Annotated in this window: 15 protein-coding genes; 4 read left to right on the top strand and 11 right to left on the bottom strand. The window is 42.8% G+C overall.

All coding sequences use genetic code 11. From position 1 onward, the window contains the following. Positions 1–30: 30 nt before the first annotated feature. Entirely contained in the window at positions 31–1,563 is a 1,533-nt protein-coding gene (locus tag KNO85_RS06340) for an FAD-dependent oxidoreductase (protein ID WP_214787967.1), read from the bottom strand. A gap of 195 nt (positions 1,564–1,758) precedes the next feature. Between KNO85_RS06340 and KNO85_RS06335 the strand changes: the two genes are divergently transcribed. Both KNO85_RS06335 and putP read left to right on the top strand, forming a co-directional pair. Continuing rightward, positions 1,759–2,730 carry a D-alanyl-D-alanine carboxypeptidase family protein gene (locus tag KNO85_RS06335; protein ID WP_214787965.1) on the top strand — a complete coding sequence of 324 codons (972 nt, stop codon included), beginning with the start codon at positions 1,759–1,761 and terminating at the stop codon, positions 2,728–2,730. 337 nt (positions 2,731–3,067) lie between these two features. Then, on the top strand, positions 3,068–4,549 hold the full coding sequence (gene putP / locus KNO85_RS06330; protein ID WP_214787963.1) for a sodium/proline symporter PutP: 1,482 nt from the start codon (positions 3,068–3,070) through the stop codon (positions 4,547–4,549). Between the two features lie 52 nt (positions 4,550–4,601). Here the strand turns inward: putP and KNO85_RS06325 are convergent, their stop codons facing one another. The 8 genes from KNO85_RS06325 to KNO85_RS06290 form a co-directional block, all read right to left on the bottom strand. Next, the gene (locus KNO85_RS06325) at positions 4,602–4,907 is read right to left on the bottom strand and encodes a hypothetical protein (RefSeq protein ID WP_251126041.1); all 306 of its coding nucleotides are present in this window, start codon (positions 4,905–4,907) and stop codon (positions 4,602–4,604) included. Between the two features lie 15 nt (positions 4,908–4,922). After that, positions 4,923–5,477 carry a hypothetical protein gene (locus tag KNO85_RS06320; protein WP_214787960.1) on the bottom strand — a complete coding sequence of 185 codons (555 nt, stop codon included), beginning with the start codon at positions 5,475–5,477 and terminating at the stop codon, positions 4,923–4,925. A gap of 71 nt (positions 5,478–5,548) precedes the next feature. Further along, the gene (locus KNO85_RS06315) at positions 5,549–6,379 is read right to left on the bottom strand and encodes a YihY/virulence factor BrkB family protein (protein ID WP_214787957.1); all 831 of its coding nucleotides are present in this window, start codon (positions 6,377–6,379) and stop codon (positions 5,549–5,551) included. A 106-nt stretch (positions 6,380–6,485) separates the two neighbouring features. Then, positions 6,486–7,904, bottom strand: coding sequence for an alanine/glycine:cation symporter family protein (locus KNO85_RS06310; RefSeq protein WP_214787954.1), 1,419 nt, complete (start codon positions 7,902–7,904; stop codon positions 6,486–6,488). Positions 7,905–7,963: 59 nt separating this feature from the next. Next, positions 7,964–8,875: a Gfo/Idh/MocA family protein gene (locus KNO85_RS06305; protein ID WP_353047806.1), complete on the bottom strand. Its 912-nt coding sequence runs from the start codon at positions 8,873–8,875 to the stop codon at positions 7,964–7,966. Between the two features lie 44 nt (positions 8,876–8,919). Next, positions 8,920–9,102 carry a hypothetical protein gene (locus KNO85_RS06300; RefSeq protein WP_074034388.1) on the bottom strand — a complete coding sequence of 61 codons (183 nt, stop codon included), beginning with the start codon at positions 9,100–9,102 and terminating at the stop codon, positions 8,920–8,922. Positions 9,103–9,607: 505 nt separating this feature from the next. Beyond that, the gene (locus KNO85_RS06295; RefSeq protein WP_214787948.1) at positions 9,608–10,366 is read right to left on the bottom strand and encodes a hypothetical protein; all 759 of its coding nucleotides are present in this window, start codon (positions 10,364–10,366) and stop codon (positions 9,608–9,610) included. Between the two features lie 13 nt (positions 10,367–10,379). Further along, positions 10,380–10,952, bottom strand: coding sequence for a papain-like cysteine protease family protein (locus KNO85_RS06290; RefSeq protein WP_214787945.1), 573 nt, complete (start codon positions 10,950–10,952; stop codon positions 10,380–10,382). A 313-nt stretch (positions 10,953–11,265) separates the two neighbouring features. Here KNO85_RS06290 and KNO85_RS06285 point away from each other — a divergent pair, with 313 nt between their 5' ends. Then, positions 11,266–11,445: a hypothetical protein gene (locus KNO85_RS06285; RefSeq protein ID WP_214787942.1), complete on the top strand. Its 180-nt coding sequence runs from the start codon at positions 11,266–11,268 to the stop codon at positions 11,443–11,445. A 112-nt stretch (positions 11,446–11,557) separates the two neighbouring features. After that, positions 11,558–11,812 (top strand): hypothetical protein, encoded by a 255-nt coding sequence (locus KNO85_RS06280; protein ID WP_214787939.1) that lies wholly within the window; start codon positions 11,558–11,560, stop codon positions 11,810–11,812. A 17-nt stretch (positions 11,813–11,829) separates the two neighbouring features. Here the strand turns inward: KNO85_RS06280 and KNO85_RS06275 are convergent, their stop codons facing one another. Continuing rightward, positions 11,830–12,384, bottom strand: a complete 555-nt coding sequence (locus KNO85_RS06275; RefSeq protein WP_214787936.1) for a M23 family metallopeptidase — start codon at positions 12,382–12,384, stop codon at positions 11,830–11,832. 96 nt (positions 12,385–12,480) lie between these two features. Continuing rightward, a complete protein-coding gene (locus tag KNO85_RS06270) occupies positions 12,481–12,708 on the bottom strand; it encodes a phage holin (protein ID WP_214787934.1) in 228 nt (75 codons plus the stop codon). Positions 12,709–12,936: the final 228 nt, after the last annotated feature.

The following is a 12,936-nucleotide window of genomic DNA, read 5'->3' as shown; positions in this document are numbered from 1 at the left end:
TTATAGCTGTCAACCTTTGCCTATACTAGTTTACAAATCTTCTCGCTTCTTGTAGGGAAGTGGTTTTGTCGCTGGCCCCTCCAGCACAGCACCTTTTGCATCAAAACGTGACCCGTGACAAGGACAGTCCCATGTCCGTTCCGCATTATTCCATTTCACTGTACAACCGAGGTGTGTACATGTCAGATTGACTACGTGACAATGGTTATCGAGGTCTCGATATACGCCTTTCGTCTGGTTGTCCACTTGTACGATACCACCTTCGTCTAGTTGAAGGTCCTCGACGTCTCGACGTTCGAGGACGCGATCCACGGCACCTTTCGCAAATTGTGTTGCCGTATCAAGATTGGTTTTGACAAATGGACCAACACCAGATGGTTTCACGGTTTTTCGAAGCGGAGACACCAATTCTGAAAAACGATTTGGACGACCGGTGAGCTGGTCTGCGAGTAAATTTCCCGCTGCAATCCCGTTCGTCATCCCCCATTTTAGAAATCCTGTCGCTAGTAAGATGTCTGGTTCCCGTTTGAACATTTGCCCAACATACGGAAGCGAGTCCAAAGTAATGAGATCTTGAGAAGACCAACGATACGTCGCACGCATCGTTTTAAAATGGTGTTGCGCATCGCTCTCTAGACGATCATAGCGATTTCGGGTGTCTGTCACCTGTCCCGCTGTATGCCCCTCTCCCCCGACCAACAGAAAAGTTCTTCCGTTTTCTTCATATGTCCGATACGAGCGACTGACGCGGTCGACACTCAAATACATCCCTTTTAGCGGTGTTGCGTCCGTCTCGCAAGCGACGATATAAGATCGTTCCACTAAGAATTTTGATACGTATAAGCCTCGTAAGTCATTAAATGGATAGTGTGTTGTAATCACGACCTGATTTGCCTGCACTCTTCTTCCTGTTGAAGTCGTGACAATTGGTCGAGGACCTTGACTTACCTCGAACGCTCTCGTTTGTTCATAAATCTTTCCGCCGAGACCGACAAATCGATTTGCCAATTCACGTAAGTATTTGACCGGATGGAACTGTGCTTGATTTCGAATCACAAGCGCTTGCTCTATTTGAAAGGGAAGTGCGTCACCGGCTTCGTTGGTCGCCTCCCCACCATCCAGTTTTAAACGACGATAAGCATCGAGCTCTTTAGATAGTTCCTCATTTGGTTCTGTAGAATATAAATAAGAGTCTTCAACCGAATAATCACAATCAAATCCCTCGTCTATTTGATTTTTTAAATAGACGAGTGCCTCTGAGTTAAATTCGTAGTATAGTCGGGCAGTCGTTTCATCGAAGTGTCTAATCAGTTTCTGATAAATCGTCCCATGTTGGACAGAGCACTTGGCCGTCGTGTGTCCTGTCGTCCCGTGACCAATCTCTAATGCTTCAAGAAGCGTGACTTGCTTCCCTCGCTTTTGAAGTTCATACGCACAGACCAGACCAGCAATACCTGCCCCAATAACGACGATTTCAGATGACTCTGAAGCGGTTAATGGTGGATATAATGTCCCGGTATCATGTTGCCGCCAGATGGAGCTCGTGAACGGATATCGATGCATGATACATTCTCCTTTCCTTTTGTGAGCATCTTTATCTCTATACCCGAAACGCAATTCTTTCATCTTGAATCATTGACCTAGTTATTTATTTTATGAGCGCAAAACATCTACATTTTCTATTATGTTTATAGAGTAACGATGAAAGGAGGGACTTTTTTGACCCGTAGAAGGAGACACCGAAGAAGAACATACATCATGCGAAGAATGATTGCAGCAATAGTATTGCTCGGAATTGTCGCACTGATCCCGACGTTAGTCGGATTCAAACAGGATAAAGAATCGCCAGAGCCTGCAGAAGCCGCCACATTAAAAGTCGAACCGATTAAACAAGGCCCAGTGTTTCCTGAAATCGAGATGGGTACTTGGAATCCTAGTGATACGATGTTGATTGCAAACGAGGATATCCCTGTTGGCGCGATGACTTTCGTAAATGTAGACAAACAGCAAATCTTGATCGACAAAAATGCTGACGATCGTGTTTTTCCGGCCAGTACGACAAAATTGATGACGGCCCTACTCGCCTACGAAAAAGCATCGGCAGCGAACGAACTCGATCAGCCGCTCATTTCAATTCAGTCTTCGACACTCGATATCCCTTGGGATAGCCATATTGCCCACCTTGCGATTGGAGATACGTTGACGGTACGTCAAGCGCTCTATGCGACTCTTCTCGAATCAGGTAATGATGCCGCAAACAGTTTGGCAGAATACACGAGCGGGTCGACTGAGGCATTCGTTCAATTGATGAACGAACGTGCAAACGTGTTGGAATTAACAGGTACTCACTTTGTTAATGCTCACGGCTATTCGGATCCGAACCATTATACGACGGCAAACGATATGGCCAAGATTGCCTACGCATTTAGTACATATCCCGAACTCGTTGAAATTGCCGGTACATATGAATTTAAGGCAGAATTCAATGATAAAGACGGAAATGGTAAACGACGCTGGTGGTATCACCTCGGTTCATCCGTCAATGAACGAAGTATCCACTACTCGAAGTATGTGACCGCTACGAAAACTGGCTATACTGATGAGTCGGGTTATACGATGGTGTTTATCATGCAACACAAAAATGAGACATATATTTTGGTTACAATGCAGGCGAAATCGGGGCAGACTTTCCCGACGATGCGTCTTGTCGAAGAGAAAGCTTTTCAATAACCAGGGAAGGAGCATGTGAATCATGCTCTTTCTTTTTCGTTTTTTCTGAAAAATCAGGTCTAATATTACAGAAATGTTACACAGGGAAGTCCTCAACATTTCAAATATTCAGAATATTTAAACTTTTAAACACCTCATTTTCACTCTCATCCGTTGATACGACGGGCTTTAGAGCCATTTTTATGAAAAGGTGTCAGTTTGCAATCATTTAAATCGTTCGGTAAGGTAAGACACAAGTTCGCCTTTTCAACTTTTGCTTTTGACTGTGTGATGTCTTCACACAATCGCGAACGAGTTTGATGAAATAGATTTTCTTAACTTAATAGGAGGTAATTCAATGCTATGGCAAGAATGGGTATCAATCGCGCTTTATCTCGTGATGATGCTTCTTATCGGATACGTTGCGTACAAGCGAACGACCGATTCATCAGATTATATGTTAGGTGGCCGTAAAATGGGGCCAGGAGTTACAGCCATGTCAGCCGGAGCTTCGGATATGAGTGGTTGGATGTTAATGGGACTACCGGGTGCAATGTATGCAACTGGACTATCAGCAATTTGGTTAGCCGTTGGATTGGTCATCGGAGCTTACTTGAACTACTTGTTAGTTGCTCCACGACTTCGCGTCTTCACAGAGATGGCGAACGATTCGATTACGATTCCAGACTTCTTAGAGAATCGGTTCCGAGATCACTCGAACTGGCTACGGATCCTATCTGCATCCGTCATCATCATCTTCTTCACGTTCTATACGTCAGCCGGACTTGTTTCTGGTGGGAAGTTGTTTGAAAGCTCATTTGGATTAAACTATCAGACAGGTGTCATCGTCACAATTAGTGTCGTCATCTTATATACCCTCTTCGGTGGGTTCACGGCAGTTAGTTGGACGGACTTCGCACAAGGTGTCATCATGTTCTTGGCACTCGTGCTCGTTCCATTTGTTGCTTTAACGGATCTCGGTGGAGTGGACACTGCTGTCAACTCTGCAACAACAATTAATGCCGACTTGTTCGATCTCTTCAAAGGGACAACGACACTCGGGATTATCGGTCTCCTCGCTTGGGGACTTGGCTACTTCGGTCAGCCGCACATCATCGTTCGCTTTATGGCAATCCGTGATGTGAAATCCTTGAAAACAGCTCGCCGCATCGGAATGAGCTGGATGACAGTATCAATCATCGGTGCAGTCATGACTGGTTTCGTCGGAATCGCATACTTCCGTGGACAAGGGAATCCGCTCGGTGACCCGGAAACAGTCTTCATTCGATTCTCTGAAGTCTTGTTCCACCCGTTCATCACTGGATTCTTGTTAGCTGCGATTCTTGCAGCGGTTATGTCGACTGTATCGTCACAATTGCTCGTTACGTCGTCTGCTTTGACAGAAGACTTCTATCGCAAGTTCTTTAATAAAGAAGCAAGTGAAAAAACAATGGTACGCGCTGGTCGTATCGGTGTCTTACTCGTCGGATTTGTAGCGACACTTATGTCACTCAACCCTTCTAGTACAATCTTGACACTCGTTGGTTATGCTTGGGCCGGTTTCGGTTCTGCATTCGGACCAGCAATCCTATTGTCACTTTATTGGAACAAGATGACACGCCAAGGTGCCCTTGCTGGTATTCTTGTAGGTGCTATCACAGTTATTCTTTGGATCGTCACTGGACTCTCAACTGTCCTTTACGAAATGGTTCCTGGCTTCTTCTTAAGTATGTTGGCAATCGTACTTGTCAGTAACTTTACTAGCCAGAAAGAACAAAAACGCATCAACCGTGAATTCGGTGAAATGGAAGCCGAATTGGCAGCTGCGAAAAAAGAATAATCAAAGTTCAAAACAAAAACTCGGTTCCCTTCAAAGGGACCGAGTTTTTGTCTTACATCGTTGCTGCGATTAACCAGACGCGAATCACGAATGGAACGAGCACTAATACGAGCATAGCGTTACGCATCCATTTATTTCGATTCCAATAATACGCCATCAATACGAACGGATGGAGTGCCATCAATTCATATGGGTTAAACCAGAACCATGTAATGATCATCGCGATTAGATAGTATAACACTGATTTTTCTTTCGTCGTTCGATATTCACGCCACATATCATACGCTCCTTTGAAGAACGCAATGAATGTCGCAATCCAGAACAAAATGACAATGATATTGTCGAATCCACTAAACAACGGAGTAACCACCTTTTAGGAAGCATTTTCTACATAAAAACCGCCCCAATAAATATGACGGTACGTAAACTCTTTTCCACTCTCTACAGTAATCACTATTTCATCTTCCGTCAATACGAGGACATGAACAGGTACCTCTCCTTGGCGCAACATCGGACTAAACAATTGAAATTGCTTATTCAGCCATTTTCGTTCAGAGAAATTTTGATAATGATGCAATGCAAGCATCGGATGGCTCAGGTATGCTGCGCCAATGATGGCTATGGCGACCGGTGGTGCACCGATTTCCATCAAAAATGAAAAGACGAGAACGAGTGATAAAACTGAATAGCCGAACTCAACCAATTCCATGAAAGAAGCACGGCTGGCGATGACGTATTGTATCACCCGAAACATGAGATACAGGATGATACTAACGATCAGAAACTCAGAGAATGGCGAATGTCGAAACGATACGTCGAGGTAGAATAAGACAGGTAACAGAAGAACCCATTTCCACAGATGTAAGGCGAGGTAAAACAATGATTGATCGATGAAACGACGATTGTGTACGAGCCGTTGCATATCCATGTTTCCCACCTCCGCTTAGATGATGTGACCTTACGTTACCATTCCCTATTCTTTTAAATGATAACTAGCAATTACACGTCTAATGAAGTTTTTTCTTTCCTTTCGATTAATGTCGCATTCAAGAGTCCGCCGAGCAAAATGACGGAAGCTGCAAGGTAAAACCAAATTAATAAGACAATGAACGCCCCAAGTTGACCGTAGAACTGTTCATAGTTCGCAAACTGCGAGTAGTAACTGAATACGTTAGATACGATTAAAATTCCCATAGTCGCAAATGCAGCACCGGCCCAGCTATTCTTAAATGTACCTGATATACTTGGCAACCATTTATAGACGAAGATGAATACCGTAAAGAGTAGACCCGTCCCAACAATCCATCTGAAGTAAAACCAGATTTGAGCATAGGTTGTGACAATTTCATCGATGAACAAGATGTAAGAAGACACTTCTCGAAGTGCCGTCTCGATTACCGGTACGAGTAATGAAAACGGCAGTACGAACATAAGTGCCAATGTAATCGCAATATCTTGTAAGACCCCTCTCCAAAATGCTTTATTTCGGACTGCTCGATAAGCATCATTCAAAGCACGGACCAATGATTGTACGGCGATCGAAGAAATCCAAAGAGCGGGCAAAATGCTGAATGATGCCAATTTCAGTTTGGAGTTGTCGAAAATCGCCTCAATATTTCCTTCTAAAAGTCGATAGCTAGCTTCAGGCATGATGAGCGATAACGCTTGAATCACATCCCCGCTCGTGAATGGTAATAAGCCAACAATCCCTAGAACGAATAATAAGAACGGGAACGTGGATAGAATGAAATAATAGGCCAACATAGCTGCTTGATCAAAAAAGCGTTCTGTAAAGAAACGCTTGACGATTGTCATCAAAACTTGTTTCATAATTACTCTCTTCTTTCATGAAATATAATTAAAATGCGGTATTTGAAATAAATAAATTGAAAAGACAGAGAGGCTTCCCTTTTTGGAAGCACTCTCGTATCTCGATTTAACTGATTTCTTCTTTTTTCGCTTCCCATGCTTCGATGTGCTCTTTTCCGGGAAGGTCGACCCCTTCTTTGAAGAATTCCGGGTCTCGCCCTTCTTTCTTTTGCGCCATGTAGTCATCTAGTAACGTCTTCGCGACTTTACTTAGTCGGAAGATCGCATACATGTTGACGAGCGCCATAAGGCCCATAAAGATATCAGCGATGGACCAGACTAATCCAGCCGACCGAACTGAACCAAACATGACCATTCCAATTACTGCAATTCGATAGATTATCAGATAGCGTTTCTTTTCCGAGATGAATTCAATATTTGTTTCTCCGTAATAGTAGTTGGCCAAAATGGAACTGAAGGCGAAGAGGAGAATCGCGATTGTCATAAGCGTCGTCGCAATCGGACCGATTTCAACGAGAAGTGCCTCTTGGGCAAGCTCAATCCCTTGGAACGACTCAGACCCTTCTACGCCTGAGATCAAAACAATCATCGCCGTTGCCGTACAGATGAACAACGTGTCCACAAATACGCTGAGCGATTGAATCAATCCTTGTTTGACCGGATGACTCACTTCAGCCGTAGCTGCCGCGTTTGGCGCAGATCCCATCCCAGCCTCGTTCGAGAACAGCCCTCGTCGAATCCCTTGAAGGACTGCCGCTCCGACCGCTCCACCGAACAATTGTTGGAAACCGAGTACGCCTTCAGAGAAGATCGCCGAAAAGACTTGAGGTACGACATCGAGATTTGTCAGCACGACCCAGATGGCGAGCAGAATATATCCCCCAGCCATGACCGGGACGATGATTCCTGATAACGTTGAAATCGAACGAATCCCACCAAAGATGACGATAGCGGTGACAACCGACAAAATCAACCCGACCCATACCGTGTCGATCTCAAACACATTATTGACCGAAAGGGCGATTGTGTTTGCCTGTACCGAATTGAACGCGAAACCGAACGCAAACGTAATCAAAATCGCAAATACAATCCCAAGCCAGCGTTCTCCGAGCGCTCGTTCGATGTAGTAGGCCGGTCCACCGCGCCACGCCTTGCCGTCGTGCACTTTATATACTTGGGCGAGCGTACTTTCAACAAACGCCGATGCCGCTCCAATCAGGGCAATGAGCCACATCCAGAACACGGCACCAGGACCTCCTAGTGCGATTGCGGTCGATACACCGGCTATGTTTCCCGTACCGACACGTGCCGCCGTTCCAATGGCGAACGCCTGGAAAGAAGAGACCTGACCTTTCTCGTGTTTAAGACCTTTCACAAATAGTAACTTGAACATCTCAGGTAGCATCCGAAACTGGACGAACCCCATCCGAATCGTAAAATAAAGTCCTCCTGCTATCAATACGAAGATGAGAAGGTACGACCATAAATAGTCATTGATTTGCATAATCAGTTCACGGATATCCAACGAAATCGCCTCCTTTTATCGGGTTTTTACCCGCTCTGAATCTGCGAGAAACAGCCCGTTCATTGCACGGCCTCAAGAATCTCTTCACATAGTCGATGCGTCACTAGACTATCTTCAGCGACGACAGACCTATTCGGTTCCCCTTTTAACAGTTTCACAAAATCTTCAATCAAGTCGATGAAACCTCGACGCTTCAAATTTGACTCCCAAGGGTCTAGCGACCATTCCGTCATCCCGTCGACCCCGTATTCCATAATCCGTTCGACGTCACGCGTGACTCGTTTCACTGACGGTGACATGACCTCCATCACTTCTTCGGTGCAGCCGTTATCTCGGTTCATCCAACCGATTGCTTCGATTCCACCTGCAGTGAAGTGAATCATGACTTGTTTCAATACATCCCCGTCATAACGTGGAGTGACACGCAACCGTTCGACAGGTTGAAGGTCCGTTAAATAACGTAATGTATCGACGACATGTACAAAATCTTCGATGACGAATTCTCGCAGTGTGGCCGGTTTATACGTCCTATTTTTTTGAATGAACACCATATTCTTTTGCTCGACTTGTTTCAACGCCTGAGTGGCCGTCGCGAATCGACGATTGAAGCCCGTGACGAGATGAACGCCTTTCTCTTTCGCCAATGCGACAAGTCGCTCAGTCTCTTCAAGTGCAAACGTGATTGGTTTGTCGATGAAGACATGCTTACCTTGCTCTAGACAATACTTGGCTTGCTCGTAATGAACCGCTGTTGTCGAATGAATCATGACAGCATCAATTTGAGTCATCGAAACGTCCTGAAGGTTCGTATATCCTCCTTCGAAACAATACGTCGATACGATGTCGTTCAACTTCTCTTCACTCCTTGACACGAGATACACACCAATACCTTTCAAGCCGGCATACACAGGGAGATACGCCTTTTTAGCCACATCACCAAGTCCTACTACTAAAATATTCAATCTGTCCACTCCTTTAAGTCATATGTAGAAAGCCCGAAGCAATTGCCCCGGGCTCATGTAATGGATACAATCTCAAAACTTGTAATCGGTTCCCGAATGGCGTCCGAAACGATTTGGTAGGCAGCGTTTAATTCTTCTTGGTTATTCAAGTCTGGCACCCGATCCATCTCTACCTCGACCGTCCGGGTATTCTGCTCTTTCGCATGTAACTGGTATTCGACCGTATACTTTTGCATCCTATGTCCCCCTCTTATTATACATATGATATGTATAACCTGTTCGCCCAATGATGAAACAACTGAGTTGGTTTTAGGGGAACGAGAAAAAATGACCGCCCACTAGAACGGTCATTCGATCTCTTATTCAGGTTTTGATGACGTGTCACGATCTGGTCGTGGACGACGTTTCCCGAAGAATTGATAGTACTATTTATATTGTTTCGTCCCTCGTCCCTTGTCATCTTCTACTATATTAAATAGGGGTAACGATTGCCTTGTCGACTAGCATAATCTACTTAGTGTGCAATGAGGTGTGCAATTAAAGTTTAAAAAGTTGATGTGCAATTGAATCATTTAAAACCAATCGTATAAGTATTTAATTCTGTTGCATTTACTCACCACATAAAAAAGTTGCCACTCCTTCATTAATATTTAGGAAGAATGGCAACTTTTTTATTTAAGTAACAGAGTAACGAAACTCTAAAAACAAAGTAATAATTTTACCTATTAGCAGTTTAAAGTATCATACTGAGATTTTAGATTTTTTTCGTTTAAAATATACTAAACCGATAATAATTGAAATTAGGGAGATTATCAAACCTGATTGAAGAACTATCTCAGGTGCCTTTTTTTCATAAGCTTTCTGAAAACTAGTACCTACTTTTGTTTGCTCTCCTTTTTCAGTAATTCCAGTTAAGTTACCGTATTTATCATATACATACTCTCGAAACTCTTTTAACGTTAAACTTTCTCCACCTAACATATTATCTGTTGGTTTAGAGAATCCAGACACTCGCCCATTTTCAAAGATGTACCAAGAATCAGCTGGTTCCTCGTAAATTATCTTTCCACCGTTTGTACTTTTTTCATCAAGAGCTTTTGCAAGTTCAGCTCCAAATCCAAAAGTAGCAAACATAAATTCACCATTATTATTCTTGAATGTGCTAATGACGTTCACTGGATTTCCATCTTGATATACAGCAGAAATATATAGGTTCCCATCTTCAATACCTAGGTTACCGGTTAACTGTTTTTTTGAAGAAATAAACTCTTTTGATAAAGTATGTACTTTATATAATTTACCGAATGAGATTTCTTCACTTTTTGATAAATTGTAGTACATAGAATCTTCAGATCTAATATGCTCTAATACAATTTCTTTAAAATGTAACTTAGCAAATTGCTCAGCCGATTTTGCAGTAGGTGCATCCGCAAATACACTAAATTGTGTATTAAATACTGCAAATATCGATAAGCACAAAATAACTAGCTTGTTTTTCACTTAGATGTCCTCCTCAATACATATTCCATCTTGAATGTGTAGTTTTCCAACTTGAGTTTTCCTCTGTGTATGCATATGAATTTGAACGTAATTCTGAAGTTTTATCCGAAAAACTTGCTGACTGTAATGGGAAAATATATCTGACATAATCGTTGTCAGTGTTATATCCTCGGACAACAATCATATGCCCTTCAACCAAATTTGTATTTTTCCATCCAAATCTAATTAATAATGGTGCATTTCTATTAATTTCTTTAACTATAGTTGTCATGTTTGCGAATTCGTTAGTTGCATAACCAGGATAAACGTTACCTCTTTCTAATGCTCTGGTCATATCTCCATAAAAACCACCACCTAGATTTCCCGAGCAAGATGTTCCACCTTTTCCAGCCTTGTACAACTCACACTGAGAATAAATTGTACTAGTTAAATAACGTGATACAATTTGAGCTCCAGTCACCCAGCACCAGTTACTTTTTTCTTGACTGTATGTATACATTGCCAAGTTTTTTTCCGCTGCCGATACTGCATTTATATTACCTAAAACTATAAATGACAGTAAAAAAGACACAATAACTTTCTTCAATTTTTCCACCTCACCATTTTTGTTAAATTAATCTAAATTTACATTTTAATTAAAACAAAAGGTTGAATTTTTGTAAACATAATTCAATAAATTTACCATTTTTTTATAACACGTAAAAATTAGTAGTCAACAATATATCATCATCTAAAGATTTATTTTAAATCAGTTTTATTGCTATATAGACATAGACCATACACCCAGTGTTCAGTAAATATAGTTGGAGAACTGGTGTGAAATTCGTTTCTTTTACGTAATATACGGGTATATTACTTTATTAAATCTTCGCCTGTTTGTGGAACGGGGAGGCAATCATATGCAACTGGCAATCATCGGGTCAAAGGAAGAGATCATGGAAGTGATGCGATATATTGAGGGCATGCGGGTTATCCAGAAGGGCGAGCAAGTGGTCCGGGCCGAGATTGTCACACGTACGGAGGAACAGACGCAACTTAGGTTCGAAGACATTGTGCCGAATACGACGAAGATCGGTTGAGCTCCCTGATGAGGGCTTTTATTTTATATTCATTTGCTCACATTCATCTTTCACAATTCTGACGATTGCAGGACTGTCTGGGCAGGGCGTATGCTCGATATGAGGTGAAAACATGGCAGCGACAAAACGGCCATTCCTGTTATATGAAGACACGTATGAACTTATTTTCTCCAGATTAGTGATGGGGAATCTCGATCCTCTCATCAAGTTTCGCGTTATCAAGGTCCATCCGCTCAAGATGCGATACCTCTGCGAAGTGAAGAGCCGTGATGAAACGTGGTGGCAATGGGTCTATCTACATCGAGGGCACAGCCGTAAGATGTATGTGAAGCCCACAGTCAAACGAAAAAAGAACCCCACCCGATAAAGGTGGGGTTTCATGTTTCACACACTTTTTGCTTTGACGATTTTCCCATCGAGATCGACTGTCGTTTTATCATCTGGTTTTACCCAACCTCGCGATGCTTTCGCATGAGAGAATGTCTGTTTAAATCCGCGTTGCCCGCTCGCGTCTACCTTGAACACGTCCATTGGATTTAAAGTGGAGTTTTTCCCTTTCTTCCATAGCTTAGACGAACGCGAAAGAGTCGGGCTATATTGCGGATACTCCACATCCGTATCGATTTCGATGTGCAAGTGCGGAGAACCTCCATATTTCCCAGTCGAACCGTAGTCTGCGATTTTAGAATCTTCTGGGGAAACGAGGTCACCGACCTTCACATAAGTTTTGGCTAGATGCGCCATCCGTACTGTTAGGCGTCGCGAACCCTTTTTCGGCCCGTAATGGATATCGATTGGATTCACACTGGTTGCAATAATTATCCCACCCATCAATGTATCTAATCCGACCGCCACGATTTTCATTTTGAACGGGGCGTAAATCGAGATATCTTTGCGGAACTTGTCTGCCATGTCGGTACCGAAATGCTCGAATCCCATACTTTTTTTTGTATAATTCGTTTTTGTAACCCGCTGTAACCCTAGCGTTATTTAAAGGAAGAATCGCCTTTTCAACCATATTTTCTACCTCCACTCTCATTTTTTTCGTTTCTTCAACTCTTCGAGATATACCTGCGCTTCTTGCGCTTCTTGCGTCTCTTTCGTCATCGGTGCATTTTCCCACCAGATGTAAACCGTCCCTGCCACACCAATCACGGCGTTGACACCTACCGTCACCTGCTCTTCAGAAAAAGGCATCGGGTTATAGCCTAGTGACAAGAACACTTGTTCTGTTTTCTTGTTCCCAGTATGAACCGAACACAAAATATTTTCAACCATTTTTCCTATCGGGACAAGGTGAGATGTTCGTCAAAGTCCCAGAATTGGCATTGTTTTGTCGAACGATTCTCATTTGTAAATAAATTGTTCCATATTCTTACATGTTACAATTTAATAGTGATTTTATAAGTTTGTCGACTGAACGAGGCTGAACTTCATTCCTCGTTCCTTTTCTATGTAATAGCACATATGTATTTTTCAAAGGAGATGAAT

The sequence above is a fragment of the Exiguobacterium sp. s124 genome, from assembly GCF_018617485.1.
Taxonomy (GTDB): Bacteria; Bacillota; Bacilli; order Exiguobacteriales; family Exiguobacteriaceae; genus Exiguobacterium; species Exiguobacterium aestuarii.
The sequence above is the reverse complement of the archived record's forward strand: the minus strand, read 5'-3'. Positions and strand labels throughout refer to the sequence as shown.